The sequence below is a fragment of the Scandinavium sp. genome (assembly GCF_036271055.1).
Taxonomy (GTDB): Bacteria; Pseudomonadota; Gammaproteobacteria; order Enterobacterales; family Enterobacteriaceae; genus Scandinavium.
The window spans coordinates 210,483-225,509 of sequence record NZ_DATBBJ010000078.1 but is presented as its reverse complement, the minus strand read 5'-3'; the positions used below and the strand labels follow the sequence as shown (position 1 = coordinate 225,509).

At 51.4% G+C, this 15,027-nt stretch carries 12 protein-coding genes; 9 read left to right on the top strand and 3 right to left on the bottom strand.

Annotation, left to right across the window (positions count from 1 at the left end):
* Positions 1 to 5: 5 nt before the first annotated feature.
* Positions 6 to 2,339, top strand: a complete 2,334-nt coding sequence (locus tag VH187_RS17655; protein ID WP_329702762.1) for a primase-helicase zinc-binding domain-containing protein — start codon at positions 6 to 8, stop codon at positions 2,337 to 2,339.
* A 289-nt stretch (positions 2,340 to 2,628) separates the two neighbouring features.
* Positions 2,629 to 3,699, top strand: coding sequence for a hypothetical protein (locus tag VH187_RS17650; RefSeq protein WP_329702761.1), 1,071 nt, complete (start codon positions 2,629 to 2,631; stop codon positions 3,697 to 3,699).
* A gap of 521 nt (positions 3,700 to 4,220) precedes the next feature.
* Here the strand turns inward: VH187_RS17650 and VH187_RS17645 are convergent.
* On the bottom strand, positions 4,221 to 4,628 hold the full coding sequence (locus VH187_RS17645) for a cupin domain-containing protein (RefSeq protein WP_329702760.1): 408 nt from the start codon (positions 4,626 to 4,628) through the stop codon (positions 4,221 to 4,223).
* Positions 4,629 to 4,771: 143 nt separating this feature from the next.
* Between VH187_RS17645 and VH187_RS17640 the strand changes: the two genes are divergently transcribed.
* The 3 genes from VH187_RS17640 to VH187_RS17630 all read left to right on the top strand — a co-directional run bounded on the left by VH187_RS17640 (position 4,772) and on the right by VH187_RS17630 (position 9,422).
* Positions 4,772 to 5,674 (top strand): LysR family transcriptional regulator, encoded by a 903-nt coding sequence (locus VH187_RS17640; protein WP_329702759.1) that lies wholly within the window; start codon positions 4,772 to 4,774, stop codon positions 5,672 to 5,674.
* Positions 5,675 to 5,911: 237 nt separating this feature from the next.
* Positions 5,912 to 7,465 (top strand): peptide MFS transporter, encoded by a 1,554-nt coding sequence (locus tag VH187_RS17635; protein WP_329702758.1) that lies wholly within the window; start codon positions 5,912 to 5,914, stop codon positions 7,463 to 7,465.
* A 250-nt stretch (positions 7,466 to 7,715) separates the two neighbouring features.
* Positions 7,716 to 9,422, top strand: a complete 1,707-nt coding sequence (locus tag VH187_RS17630; RefSeq protein ID WP_329702757.1) for a GGDEF domain-containing protein — start codon at positions 7,716 to 7,718, stop codon at positions 9,420 to 9,422.
* Between the two features lie 31 nt (positions 9,423 to 9,453).
* On the opposite strand, the gene VH187_RS17625 is transcribed toward VH187_RS17630, so the two are convergent.
* Positions 9,454 to 10,596, bottom strand: coding sequence for an HlyD family secretion protein (locus tag VH187_RS17625; protein WP_329702756.1), 1,143 nt, complete (start codon positions 10,594 to 10,596; stop codon positions 9,454 to 9,456).
* Positions 10,596 to 10,973, bottom strand: a complete 378-nt coding sequence (locus VH187_RS17620; protein WP_329702755.1) for a DUF3302 domain-containing protein — start codon at positions 10,971 to 10,973, stop codon at positions 10,596 to 10,598. Before VH187_RS17620 ends, VH187_RS17625 begins: the two co-directional genes overlap by 1 nt.
* Before the next feature lie 591 nt (positions 10,974 to 11,564).
* Here VH187_RS17620 and tauA point away from each other — a divergent pair.
* From tauA to tauD, 4 genes are read left to right on the top strand one after another with little or no spacing between them, the layout of a single operon-like run.
* Entirely contained in the window at positions 11,565 to 12,527 is a 963-nt protein-coding gene (gene tauA / locus VH187_RS17615; protein WP_329702754.1) for a taurine ABC transporter substrate-binding protein, read from the top strand.
* 11 nt (positions 12,528 to 12,538) lie between these two features.
* Positions 12,539 to 13,306 (top strand): taurine ABC transporter ATP-binding subunit, encoded by a 768-nt coding sequence (gene tauB / locus VH187_RS17610; protein WP_329702753.1) that lies wholly within the window; start codon positions 12,539 to 12,541, stop codon positions 13,304 to 13,306.
* Complete coding sequence (gene tauC, locus VH187_RS17605) at positions 13,303 to 14,130, top strand: taurine ABC transporter permease TauC (protein WP_329702752.1); 828 nt, start codon at positions 13,303 to 13,305, stop codon at positions 14,128 to 14,130. Before tauB ends, tauC begins: the two co-directional genes overlap by 4 nt.
* Positions 14,127 to 14,978, top strand: a complete 852-nt coding sequence (gene tauD, locus VH187_RS17600) for a taurine dioxygenase (RefSeq protein ID WP_329702751.1) — start codon at positions 14,127 to 14,129, stop codon at positions 14,976 to 14,978. Before tauC ends, tauD begins: the two co-directional genes overlap by 4 nt.
* The last annotated feature ends 49 nt before the right edge of the window (positions 14,979 to 15,027 follow it).

Below are 15,027 nucleotides of genomic sequence, written 5' to 3'. Positions count from 1 at the left end.
TTGCCATGAAAATGAACGTCACGGAAACCGTCAAACAGGCGTGCGGCCACTGGCCGCGTATTCTCCCTGCGCTGGGTGTGAAGGTGATTAAAAACCGCCATCAGGCCTGCCCGGTGTGCGGCGGTTCTGACCGTTTTCGCTTCGATGACAAAGAGGGGCGCGGCACGTGGTTCTGTAACCAGTGCGGTGCGGGTGATGGTCTGAAACTGGTTGAGAGGGTATTCGATGTATCTGCCTCAGAGGCCGCCGGAAAGGTGAACGCCTTGACCGGTAATCTGTCGCCGGTTGCCCCGGAAGTGATTGCGGCCGCAGAAGCCGGAACGGAAGCCGACCGCAAAGCAGCGGCCGCGCTGAGCGTAGTGTTAATGGAGAAAACCCGCACGGTGACAGGTAATGCGTACCTGACCCGCAAGGGTTTCCCCGCGCGGGAATGCCTGACGCTGACCACTACGCACAAAACCGGCGGCGTGAGCTATCGCGCAGGGGATTTAATCGTGCCATTGCAGGACGGAACCGGTGTGCTGGTTAATGTTCAGCTCATTAACGCTGACGGTCTCAAGCGCACCCTGAAAGGCGGTCAGGTCAAAGGGGCATACCATATTATCGAAGGGACAAAACAGGCCGGAAAACGCCTGTGGATAGCAGAGGGCTATGCGACCGCACTCACCGTGCATCACCTGACCGGTGAAACGATCATGGTGGCGCTGTCTTCCGTGAATCTTCTTTCTCTGGCGAGCCTTGCCCGACAAAAGCACCCTGCATGTCAGATTGTGCTCGCGGCCGACCGTGACCTCAGCGGCGACGGCCAGGCCAAAGCCGTTTCGGCCGCAGAGGCCTGTGAGGGAATCGTTGCACTGCCTCCAGTCTTCGGTGACTGGAATGATGCGTTTATGCAAAGGGGAGAGGATGCCACGTGTAAAGCGATTTATGACGCTATCCGGCCACCGGGAGAGAGTCCTTTCTGTACCATGAGCGAGGCCGAATTTACCGCCATGAGTACCAGCGAAAAGGCGATGCGGGTACTTGAGCATTACGGCGAGTCGCTGGCGGTGGATGCGAACGGCCAGCTCCTGTCACGCTATGAAGCCGGGATATGGAAAATCATCCCGCCGTCAGATTTTGCGCGTGATGTGGCCGGGCTATTCCAGCGTTTGCGAGCGCCGTTCTCGTCGGGGAAAATTGCCTCGGTTGTGGATACCCTGAAACTGATAATTCCGCAGCAGGATTCCCCGGCTCGGCGGTTGATTGGCTTTCGCAACGGTGTGCTCGATACCGGCACTGGCATATTCAGCCCGCACAGCAAATCACACTGGCTGCGTACCCTGTGTGATGTCGATTTCACGCCACCAGTCGAGGGCGAAACACTGGAAAGCCATGCGCCGAACTTCTGGCGCTGGCTCGACCGGGCCGCCGGTTACCGGGCAGAAAAACGCGACATTATTCTCGCCGCACTGTTTATGGTGCTGGCGAACCGCTACGACTGGCAGCTCTTTCTGGAGGTGACCGGTCCCGGCGGCAGCGGGAAAAGCATTCTCGCCGAAATTGCGACTATGCTGGCCGGAGAGGATAACGCCACGTCAGCAACCATTGAAACGCTGGAATCCCCACGCGAGCGCGCGGCCCTGATTGGCTTCTCGCTGATACGTCTGCCTGACCAGGAGAAGTGGAGCGGTGACGGTGCCGGGCTAAAGGCTATCACCGGGGGTGATGCGGTATCCGTTGACCCGAAATACCGCGATGCGTATTCGACGCATATCCCGGCGGTGATACTGGCCGTGAACAATAACCCGATGCGCTTCACCGACCGCAGCGGCGGTGTGTCGCGCCGTCGGGTGATTATGCACTTCCCGGAACAAATTGCCCCGGAAGAACGAGATCCGAAGCTGAAAGTTAAAATTGCCCGTGAACTGGCGGTCATTGTGCGCCAGCTAATGCAGAAATTCAGCGACCCGATGACGGCGCGCACCTTGCTCCAGTCTCAGCAGAACTCTGACGAGGCGCTCAGTATCAAGCGTGACGCTGACCCGACATTCGATTTTTGTGGCTATCTGGAGGCACTACCCGAGCCTGAAGGTATGTACATGGGGAATGCGAATATCATCCCGCGACAGCCGCGCCTGTATCTGTATCACGCCTACCTGGTCTATATGGAGGCGCACGGCTACAAGAACACGCTAAGCCTGACCATGTTCGGCAAAGGGCTGTCATCGATGCTGAAAGAGTACGGGCTGAATTATGGCAAGCGGCGAACAAATCAGGGGATGCAGACGAATCTCGCGCTCCGGGATGAAAGCAATGCCGACTGGCTACCCCGATGTGATGAAACCACAGCGATTTAACCTACCCGGACCGGCATTAGCCGGTCTTTTTTTGTCTGAAATTGGCAAAGTGAGCAGCAGAGGATCTCCATCAAGTAATTGCTATCAATTGTTTAAGTGATTAATATTATTTTGATTTTTGTTGAGAGAGGTTGAGATCGTGGATTGCTTTTATATTGTCACATGTGTTTGTTTGACAAAATTAATGGTTAAAGAATCAATTTTCTTTACGGGAAAAATTTATTCAATTACTTGGCAGTAACCCTATTCGAATCGATTACGAGAAAACCAATGATTAAGGAGAGCTATAATGAATAATAGTGATGACAGAATCAACCAAGAATGGATAGCGCTAAATGCAATAAGAGGTATGATAAAGATCGCTTCAAAAGGCAGCATGAGTAAATCTACATACGACAATGCATTAGATTTAGGCGGGGTTCTTTATCCTGAACTACTCGGTCCAGAACATAGTCTTTTAAGACGGGAGCGTGAGAGTGATACTACTAAGGAATATCGTCAAAAAGCTGAGCTCAGATCAATAAAGAATGAGACCCCTATTACTGCGCTGGAACTTGTTTTAACGGATATCGAAGATTATGAATCACTCATATCAATAGCTAAAAAAAACAGAGATGATAAACAAAAATCCGATCAGCTTAAGAGAAGATTGGCTCAGCTTTTAAAGGCAAAATCTGAATTGGAGATAAAATCACATTCTGAAAATCAACTGATTTTCAGAGATGCTTACAATGTTGACAGAAATCTCCCAGAATTATCGAAAGGACATGCCTGTAAAGACTTTGAGTTGCCCGATGGTAATTACCTAAGGCTTCGTGTGCTACATCCAGATAGACCGGAGCATATTACTGGCGCAGATATAATATATGAGCGACATAATGAGAGGTCAGGGAGGATAAGTGTGGTCGTTGTTCAGTATAAAATATGGGAGAATAAGAAGTTATATATATCAGATCGTAGAGTGAAAGATCAAATAGATAAAATGAAGGGATTTACCTGTGGAAATAACATTTGCTCCCATCAAGAAGGAGATAATACTTATAGATTCCCTTGTTGCGCAGGATTCTTGAGACCAACTGACAAGTTGCAACATGCAGATCAAACATTCATATCCACAGGCGAACACCTTCCTATCTGTAGAATAAATGACTGTAAATCAAAAGGAAAGCAAGGTGGTGAAATACTTGAATATGATAAAGTAAAAGAGGTGTCACTTTCAGCAGAATTATTTGAAGAGCTATTTAATAGGGGTAAAGTCGGTTCTAGGGAGCTATCACGTGATGAGTTGGAAGTATTGTATAAGAATGCTTCAGTTATCGATGCACACGACACAGTCATCATTTACGCACAGGAATTTTAAATGTCGACTAAAAGATATGCAGGAACAGTATCCCATTGTCCATTTACATGAAAAAATAAGAACAGTACTTCTACCTATCTCCAATTATAAATTATGTTGAATGGGACTGGGTATAAGAAGCTTGGCCAGCCCATAGGTGCATCGTCTTACCTAGCGGAGGGCCATTTTTTTGTATGGTAGCAACAGTGAACAGTAAAGTGTTCACTGTTCACCAATCATTCACCACATAACTATATGAATATTATAAGTAAAAATGCTTAGTGAACAGTGTGAACAGTTTTGCCAAAAATTAAGTTTTTTTCTATTCTTTAGTTCGTATGAAAAATGAACGCATCCGTTAATGTGTATAGCTGTGTGTATAGAATTATTTTTCGATTTTATTTTTATCAATAAAATCATAATGATAATGTTTTTTATTGGTTCCTATTATCGCACCATTTCAAACTCTTTTCAACCGTCCGTAATCACGTTGTTTATAATGCTTTGTTTCTCGTTTGTACTGTTGCGCCGTACCTAAAATATTAAGGCAGCTGACAGTAATCCTCATCAGAAACTGGTTCGAGCCATTCATTGGATGAACCTTCCGCCGGAACCGCGACGGCAAGGTGTGCAAACCAACTCTCTTTGGCGGCGCCATGCCAGTGCTTTGTGCCTGCAGGAATGTTAACGACATCGCCTGCGACCAGTTTCTGCGCCGGTTTATTCCATTCCTGATACCAACCGCTACCCCCCGTGACCAGTAGGATCTGACCGCCTTTATGGTGAATATGCCAGTGGTTACGACAGCCAGGTTCAAAGACTACGTTGCCGATGTTGACGCCTTCTGTGGAGAGCATGCTCAGGTAGCTTGTTCCCTGGAAATAGTACGCATAGGCCTCATTTTTAGGGCCTTTGGGGAATATACCGTTGCCATCAAATTTATCTTTCATCAGTTTTCTCTTTTCCGGGATACCTGCATGGGCGTACTAAACACCACGATAAGCAGGATTAAGGTGTGGGAGAAAGTGTATGCAAAGGTTGATTAAATGATAAGGTGGCCAAATGTGTATGAACTAGTGCAAAAAATTCACCAATGAAAGTGAAAGAAAAACTCAACGATTTACAGGCTTTTGTGGCGGTCGCGAGAACGCATAGTTTTACTCAGGCCGCGGCTCGGCTCGGGGTCTCCCGTTCTGCATTAAGCCATGCTATTTTGGGCCTTGAAGAACGTCTGGGCGTCAGATTATTGATTCGTACCACTCGAAGCGTTTCCCCCACGGATGCCGGAAATCGTCTGCTAAATGTGCTCGGCCCACGGCTCGACGAAATCGAAGCCGAGCTGATTTCACTGCGCGATTCCCATGACAAACCTGCTGGAACAGTGAGAATTACCGCTAACGATCACGCGATTTTGACTGCGCTTTGGCCTCGGCTGTTGCCGTTGTTAAAAGAATATCCGAACTTAAACGTTGAGTTCAGCGTGGGATATGAACTAACGGATATCGCCGCCCAGCAATTTGATGCCGGTGTGCGAATGGGCGATCAGGTGGATAAAGATATGATTGCCACGCGTATTACCCCGGACGTTCAGATGGCGGTTATTGCTTCGCCTGACTATCTTTCAGGCCGCCCTGCGCTGATGCTTCCTACCGATCTGATGGAACACAACTGCATCAACTTGCGGCTACCTACCCATGGCGCGCTATATGCCTGGGAGTTTGAAAAGAGTGGCCAGCAAATGAATGTTCGGGTGGAAGGGCAAACCGTTTTCAACAATACCTTTCTCATGATTCAGGCAGCACTGGATGGGGCTGGCGTTGCCTACGTCCCGTTTGATCTTGTCGAAAAGCAGGTTGAGTCAGGACAATTGGTGTCTGTTCTTACTGACTGGTGTCCGCGTTTTCCGGGGTATTATCTTTACTACCCGAGTCGCAAGCATTTGCCTGCGGCTTTCGCGCTGGTGGCCGATGCGTTGCGCTGGAAAAAGAGGGCGTAAAATCAGCTCACCGAAGTCAATCTTTATTCCATCCAGACCAACTAAAAAACTGCAAAAGTAGATAACCGTCGACTTTTCATCTTAAACCCCCATGATTGGCACTAGACAAAACCAGCATCTGGTTATCAAATGGTTAAATAACTTTTTGCTGGATGTGAACGATCGACCAACATCAGAAATGGTCGGCACGCATTCCGGCGTTTGCAAATACCATGACACATCTCTTTGGGAGAATTTATGCATTCCTCTGCTCACCAAAACGAAAGCCGAACTTTCTTCGGTCATCCTTATCCACTCGGTTCGCTGTTCTTCACGGAAATGTGGGAACGCTTTTCGTTTTACGGCATTCGCCCATTACTGATCCTGTTTATGGCCGCCACCGTGTATGACGGCGGGATGGGGCTGGCGCGTGAGAACGCATCGGCAATCGTGGGTATTTTCGCGGGCAGTATGTATCTGGCGGCGTTGCCGGGTGGCTGGCTGGCGGATAACTGGCTCGGACAACAGAGAGCGGTCTGGTACGGTTCGATTTTAATTGCGCTGGGTCATCTGTCGATCGCGCTGTCTGCTTTTATGGGCGATACGCTGTTCTTTATCGGTCTGATGTTCATCGTCCTCGGCTCTGGTCTGTTCAAAACCTGTATCTCGGTGATGGTCGGGACGCTGTATAAGAAGGGCGATGCGCGCCGTGATGGTGGTTTCTCGCTGTTCTATATGGGCATCAATATGGGCTCGTTTATCGCGCCGCTGATCTCCGGTTGGCTGATAAAAACGCACGGCTGGCACTGGGGCTTTGGGATAGGCGGTATCGGTATGCTGGTGGCGCTGGTGATCTTCCGCCTGTTTGCCGTTCCGGCGATGAAACGCTACGACAGCGAAGTGGGGCTGGACTCTACCTGGAACAGCCCGGTGGCGAAGAAAAACGGTGTAGGCGGATGGTTGCTGGCGCTAGCAGTAGGCGTTGCCGTTATCGTTACGCTGATTGCGAAAGGCGTTATCGTGATTAACCCTGTCGCGGTGGCCAGCATGCTGGTTTACGTGATTGCAGCTTCTGTTGCGCTCTACTTTATCTATCTGTTTGTGTTTGCCGGGCTGAATCGTAAAGAGCGCGCCAGGCTATTGGTCTGCTTTATCCTGCTGGTTTCCGCGGCTTTCTTCTGGTCCGCATTTGAACAGAAACCGACATCCTTTAACCTCTTCGCGAACGATTATACCAACCGCATGATCGGCGATTTTGAAATTCCTGCCGTGTGGTTCCAGTCGATCAACGCGTTGTTCATTATCATCCTCGCACCGATATTCAGTTGGGCATGGCCGATGTTAGCGCGCAAAAATGTGCGTCCGGGCAGCATGACGAAATTCGTGATCGGCATTTTGTGCGCCGCAGCGGGCTTTGGTCTGATGATGTTGGCAGCAAAAGATGTACTGGGCAACGGCGGGGCGGGTGTGTCGCCGCTGTGGCTGGTGGGCAGTATCCTGATGCTGACGCTCGGTGAACTGTGCCTCAGCCCGATTGGTCTGGCAACGATGACGCTGTTGGCACCGGAAAGAATGCGCGGTCAGATGATGGGCCTGTGGTTCTGTGCCAGTGCGCTGGGCAACCTGGCGGCGGGCCTGATCGGCGGGCATGTGAAAGCCGATCAGTTGGATATGCTGCCAGACCTCTTCGCGCGTTGTTCCATTGCGCTGCTGATTTGCGCTGCGGTATTGGCTGTGCTGATTGTCCCTGTGCGCCGGATGCTGGAAAATGCACAGGTGAAGCCCGAGGCGAAACCGACTGTTCATGCCTGACACAATGCGTTTAGCCTCTTAGGTGCGATGGCTGCGCAGGGAACGCTGCATTCCGAGTCGGGATTGCAGATTGCTCTGGCAGCTATCCTCCACATGCGCCGCGAGTTCTCCGCGAGAAATGTCATTTTTGCTGATGAATAACACTGAATCAGCCGAAAAATCATCCACAAAACTGTCCGGATGCCCCCTTGCTGCGATAGACTTACTTTCATCTGCTGTTCTTTGCTGACCTTTGTGGCCTGGCTGTGTAATGAAAAATCTTAAAAAAGCCTCATCGCCGTCCAACGTTCTTCGTTACCTATGGGGATCGGCTATCGCCAGCATTGTGCTGACGTCAATTCTGTCATGGTGGTTACTGTCGGTTTCATGGACGGCCTGGCATACTGCGCACGATGATGTTGTGCAGTTTGATAATTTTTATCATGTGCTTCAGGTTTCAAACGACCTGGCAAGCGAGCGCGCCTATGCCAATGAACTGGTGTTGAGCCCTGCGGTGAGTAAAGCACAGGCCTGGAAATCCCTTGAGGCCAGTCGCCGCATGGTGGACCGTGATCTCAAAAAAATTCCACAGGATTTGCTCTCCCCGGCGTTGTTAATGGCAACGCTGGACCAGCTCAAGCGTTCTCGCGAGAGTGTGGATCATTACCGGGTAGCGGTGCTGAGTGATCCGCATCATGCCCAAATCGCGATTAGTGCCATGGTGTCAGCGACGGATTTCTATCACGAAGCGCTTTTTCGTCATACTTCGGAGTTTTTGCGTCTGGAGCCGTCAGCGCTAGGGCCAATCTTACGCTCCCAATCCTTAGGCGAATTACGTGATGTCACGGGCCGGATTGGTTCTCAGCTTTTGATCCCACTGGCAACTCATACTCCCATTCCACTGAGCAATCTTGAAGCGTTGAGTCGGGGGATGGAGCGTATCGATGTGCTTTGGTGGCTGCTACGCACGCAGGGCGAAGAAGCGAATTATTTACCCGGTTTTCAGATGCAATTAGATACGATGCGTCAGCAATTCGAATCACAAGGCATTGCGCTGATTAATCAATTGCAAGACGAAAGTGTGAACGGAAAGCCTTACAGCGTCGACGCAGAGAATTTTGCCGTGCGATATCACGACAGTTTGACCTCGTTTGATGAACTGCTAAATACCTATCTCACAGGCGTTAAAAAGCACTACGTTAATGCTGAAAAACAGGCGTTGTTGCGCCTGGTGATGGTCATCGTGATTCTGATAATGCTTTGTGTGCTGACGACAATGCTTATTTTCTACGTGCGTTCTCGCGTGCTTCAGCCGATTTTGCGTCTTAATCAAATAGCCGCGGCGATCATTGCTGGCAAACATCAGGACACACTGATGGACGACGGCACCGCCGAAGAGGTTCAGGTGCTGTTTTCTTCACTCGGCACTTTGGGTAATCAACTGCGGGAACAGACGAAGCTAAGCAAAAAATTGCAGCGCCAGTCTGAAGAGGATCCACTGACCCATCTGTTTAACCGCAGGGCGTTCAATGAACTGGCGGGAAATTTGCTGTTGCAGGCTAACCGCGAATATCCCGCGTGGCTCATCATGATGGATGTCGACCACTTCAAAAAAATTAATGATACCTGGGGACACCCGACTGGCGACAAAGTGTTGGTGGCGCTGGCGACAACGCTGAAAAAATTCAGTCGTCCGGGGGACGTGATTGGGCGTTTAGGCGGTGAGGAATTTGCCGTTGTTTTCCGCACTCCAGGCCATGAAGATGTGACCGGATACACCACACGTATTCAGAATGAAATTCGCCAGTTGCGTTTCGAAAGCCCTGAGGGTGAGGTCTTTTCGATTACTGCGAGTTTTGGTGTCGCGTCGGGTTGGCATCGGGAATTAAGCGAAGTGTTAGCAGAGGCTGATGCGGCGCTGTATGAGGCGAAAAATACCGGTCGTGACAAGATCAGCGGCTTGCCGGACGGGGTGTGAAAATCCCCTCCCGAAGGGGAGGGGAATCGGATTAATGATCGAGGAAGACGTAGTTTTCCCAACTGGTCATTCGAATCAAAATCTTACGAATCAGTGACAACTCTTTGAAATGCCCTGAATAGACAGCGATTTCTACCTGCGTACCCTGCGGTAGCTGGTAATCATCCAGTCGTGGATCGTTGGCTTTCACGCGAACCAGTACGCGTCCCTGGCTGGCAACGTCGGCGGTGGTGAGCAGTCGACCCTGGCCCTGGAACTGGCTTTCACCAATCGCAGGCAACACTTCAACGACTTCCCCACTAAACACCGTACCCGGAATCGACGGGAACAGCAGTTCTGCTTTATAGCCCGGTTTCAGTCGCTGAACAGAATTCTGACGGAAGGCGGCGACATAGGTTCTTTGAGAATCGGCATCAACCGGCACAAAGGTCATGACCGGAGCCAGACCCAGCGCGGTGGACATCGTGCCATCACGCAGACCGACATTACTGACATAGCCTGTAGACGGGGCGCGAACCACGGTATTTTCAAGTTTAAATTCCGCTTTTCGCAGTTGCGCTAACAGCGACGCGACTTTGGTATTCTGACCGTTTACGACCGAATTCAGGTTGTTTTTTGCCTGCTCGACCTGTGCTTTTGCGGCGACAACGGCTGCTTCAGTCGCTTTGTAGGTCTGGCGGCGGGTATCTACCATCTGGTCGGAAAACGCGCCTTTGGCATGGCCTTCGTTATAACGTGCAAACTCGCGCTGCGCTTTATCACGGTCAGCGATAGCTTTACTGAGCTCGGCCTGCGCTTCACTCAACCCTGAGTCGAGAGACAGTGCATTCTGGCTGGCTTCTTTCACCTGGGCACGCAGATCGTCAACTTTTGCCTGGAAAGGCGTAGGATCGATGCGGAACAGCACATCGCCTTCTTTCAACATGACGTTCGGCTTCACAGGCACATCAATAACCCGGCCGCGAACCTGCGAAACAATAGGCACGGTGCGGTAGGCTTGTTTACCCATATCGCTGAACGGATAGTTGTAGTTCATGACAAGAATAATCAGAGAGATAAAAATAATCCCTCCCAGCACCGCAGTGGGTACGGTCCACTTATTCAGAGGAATGCGGAAAACCTTAAAGATAACGACACACAGAGCCGCATAGCAAAGCAGTAATAACGTTTCCATTATTTATTCTCCTTAGGTGCTGCCTGCATTGGAGTGACCATCGCTGATTTTTTCATATCGCTAATTTCGGTTTTCAGCTGATCTATCTGAATAAGTAAATGGTTCATCTGATGATGAATGGCATGATTGTCTTCACTGATTTGTTGCATGCCCCAGCCACGGTCTTCACGCCACAGCGTTGCCCAAATCCACAAGAACGGCCACAGTGCGTGCAGCGTAAACAGGCTTACCCAGCCCGCGTAGTGGATGGCATCCTGATGAGGATGATTGCGTTCCTTCGCGATTTCGTAAGGAATATCGTGAATGGCGATAATTCCATAAAATAAAATGATAATAACAGCAGCCAATATTGCCAGCGCGACGTAGTCCAGGGTCATGTTCAAAACTCCAGGAAGAATAAAAACAATCAAAATTAAATGGGATAATAATATCCTTCAGTCTACATAAAATCATAAAAGTCAAACCCGAACAAACTCTTATACATCCAAAAATAAATTGAACTTATTGGTTATTTGATTTATTCGGCGAGGGTGCATTAAGTGGGTGGTTGAAATTTAAACCCAAAAGGAATTGTTCAATAAAATAATCGGAAAAGAAGTATTTAATTCCAGGCGGGGGCCGTATTTACAGATAATGAAGAAGGTCTGTCTGTGGCACTGAGACGAAAGGGTGAATCCCCTGCAAAAGTTCAGGCTTTTGGCTGACGGCGGCACTGGTCGTCCGACAGCATGCTGAAAGAAAGACCCGCAGGAGAACATCATGGCCTGGCGACCCTTTCTTTTTCTGATTACCACACGGTATCCGCTGCTTTCACCTCGGCGCGGTAAACTGTCGCTGGTGCGTTAAACGACTAAGCTTTGCCGATTTTTTTCTAAAAACAGATTGGCATTAGCCAGATTTTTTAATTCCTTTATCAAATCACCGCTGCCAGAAATACTGCGCCCATGACAACAAGGGGAGCAGACACCATGGCACGCACATCGCATCTTTCATTCCTGGCCGCATTGGCCTTCATCACCTTCCAGGCGCAGGCGGTGAATGTCACCGTCGCGTATCAGACATCAGCCGAGCCGGCTAAGGTCGCGCAAGCAGATAACACCTTCGCAAAAGAAAGCGGGGCGACCGTCGACTGGCGTAAGTTCGACAGCGGCGCGAGTGTAGTGCGCGCGCTGGCGTCGGGTGATGTGCAGATTGGCAATATTGGCTCCAGCCCGCTGGCTGTTGCTGCCAGTCAGGCAGTGCCGATTGAGGTATTCCTGCTGGCCTCGCAGCTCGGTAACTCAGAAGCGCTGGTGGTGAAAAAGAGCATCAGCAAGCCGGAAGACCTTATCGGCAAACGTATCGCGGTTCCTTTTATTTCAACCACCCATTACAGCTTGCTGGCAGCCCTGAAACACTGGGGAATTAAACCCAATCAGGTGCAAATCGTGAACTTACAGCCACCAGCTATCGTCGCGGCCTGGCAGCGTGGAGATATTGACGCGGCCTATGTTTGGGCACCTGCGGTGAATGCGCTCGAAAAAGAGGGCACTGTGTTGACGGATTCTTCCAAAGTGGGTCAATGGGGGGCGCCAACGCTTGATGTGTGGGTGGTACGCAAAGATTTCGCCCAACAACATCCTGAGATCGTAAAAGCCTTTGCTCGCAGCGCCCTTGAAGCGCAGCGCCCATATATCGATAACCCGGATAGCTGGTTGCAACAGCAGGAAAATGTGCAGAAGTTAGCGAAGCTGAGCGGCGTGCCGGAGGCGGATGTCGCAGGTCTGGTAAAAGGCAATACCTATCTCACCGCCGATCAGCAGGCGCAGCAACTTAACGGCCCGGTGAATAAAGCGATTGTCGACACCGCGCAGTTCCTGAAAGAGCAGGGCAAAGTGCCCGCGGTGGCGGCCGATTACAGCCAGTACGTGACTGACAAATTTGTGAAATAGCGGAGGCCACGATGCTGCAAATCTCCCATCTCAGCGCGGATTACGGCGGAAAACCGGTGCTTGACGATATTTCGCTCAGCGTCGATCGCGGTGAACTGCTGGTGGTTCTTGGTCCGTCGGGCAGTGGTAAAACGACGTTGCTGAATCTGGTCGCTGGGTTCTTGCCATATCACGCTGGCAGCATTGTCCTGAATGGTGTGCCCGTTGAGGGACCTGGGGCTGAACGCGGTGTGGTGTTCCAGAATGAAGGTCTGCTGCCGTGGCGCAATGTGCAGGACAACATTGCTTTCGGTCTGCAATTGGCGGGGATGAGCAAGCCTGAACGACAGGAAATCGCCCGTACGATGCTCAAAAAGGTGGGGTTAGAAGGCGCGGAGAAACGCTTCATCTGGCAGCTTTCCGGCGGTCAGCGTCAGCGAGTTGGCATTGCTCGCGCGCTGGCGGCAGATCCACAGTTGCTGCTGCTCGATGAACCGTTCGGCGCGCTGGATGCCTTCACCCGCGAACAGATGCAAACCTTACTGCTGCGTCTGTGGCATGAAACCGGTAAACAGGTACTGTTGATCACCCATGATATTGAAGAAGCCGTGTTCATGGCGACCGATCTGGTGCTGCTTTCTGCCGGGCCGGGAAGGGTGACTGAGCGGCTGTCGCTGGATTTTGCCCGCCGTTTTGTCGCCGGAGAATCTTCTCGCAGCATCAAATCTGATCCACAGTTTATCGCCCAGCGCGAATACGTGCTGAGTCGCGTCTTTGAACATCGGGAGGCCTTCTCATGAGTCTTGTGGCGAACGACAAACCGCGTCGTCTGACGTTCAACTGGCATTGGCCGCTCTCACGCCAGTTAACGTTGAGCATTTCAACGCTGGCGGTGCTGCTTGCGCTGTGGTGGGCGGTGACGGCGTTACAACTCATCGCGCCGCTGTTTCTGCCGCCGCCGGGCCAGGTGCTGCAAAAACTGCTCACCATCGCCGGGCCGCAAGGATTTATGGATGCGACGCTCTGGCAGCATCTGGCGGCAAGCCTGACGCGTATTCTGATTGCGTTGCTGGCGGCCGTCATCATCGGGATCCCTGTCGGGATTGCTATGGGGCTAAGCCCGACGGTGCGCGGCATTCTCGATCCGCTGATTGAGCTTTACCGCCCGATCCCGCCGCTGGCTTATCTGCCGCTGATGGTTATCTGGTTTGGTATCGGCGAAACATCCAAAATTCTGCTGATCTATCTGGCGATTTTTGCCCCGGTGGCGATGTCGGCGCTGGCTGGCGTAAAAAGTGCGCAGCAGGTTCGCCTGCGTGCCGCGCAGTCGCTAGGGGCCAGTCGGGTGCAAATTTTGTGGTTCGTTATTTTGCCGGGCGCGCTGCCGGAGATCCTCACCGGGTTACGTATCGGGCTTGGTGTGGGTTGGTCAACGCTGGTGGCAGCAGAGCTAATCGCCGCCACGCGAGGTTTAGGGTTTATGGTGCAATCCGCCGGGGAGTTTCTGGCAACAGATGTGGTATTGGCAGGGATCGCGGTGATTGCCGTTATCGCCTTCGCTTTAGAACTGGGTCTGCGGGCGTTGCAACGCCGTCTGACGCCGTGGCATGGAGAAGTGGCATGAGTGAACGTTTGAGCATCCGCCCGTTAGGGCCGTACATTGGCGCGCAGGTGTCGGGGCTGGATTTGAGCCGTCCGTTAAGCGATAACCAGTTTGAGCAGCTATACCATGCGGTACTGCGTCATAAGGTGGTTTTTCTGCGTGAACAGCCGATTACTCCTCAGCAGCAGCGAGCGCTGGCGCATCGATTTGGCGATCTGCATATTCATCCAGTCTATCCACACGCGGAAGGTGTGGAAGAAATTATTGTGCTCGATACGCACGATAATAATCCACCGGATAACGATAACTGGCACACCGATGTGACCTTTATCGACACGCCACCCGCCGGGGCGATCCTGGCGGCAAAGCAGCTACCGGAAACCGGCGGTGATACGCTTTGGACCAGTGGAGTTGCGGCTTACGAGGCGCTTTCTGCTCCCTTTAAAGCCCTGCTGAATGGATTAGAGGCCGAGCATGATTTCCGCAAATCTTTCCCGGAATGGAAACATCTGAAGACGGAAGATGAACATCAACGATGGCTGACCGCGGTGGCAAAAAATCCGCCGCTTCGGCATCCCGTTGTGCGCACGCATCCCGTTACGGGCAAGCAGGCGCTGTTTGTGAATGAAGGCTTTACCACCCGAATTGTGGATGTCGCGGATAAAGAGAGCGAGGCGCTGCTGAGCTTCCTGTTTGCTCACGTCACCAAACCGGAGTTTCAGGTGCGCTGGCGCTGGCAGCAGGATGATGTGGCAATCTGGGATAACCGGGTGACGCAGCATTATGCCAATGCCGACTATCTGCCGCAGCGACGCATCATGCACCGTGCGACGATATTAGGGGATAAGCCTTTTTATCGTGTGGGGTAATATTCTGAGAAAGAAACAGGCCCGGCGATGCGTGATGCCGGGCCTGAAC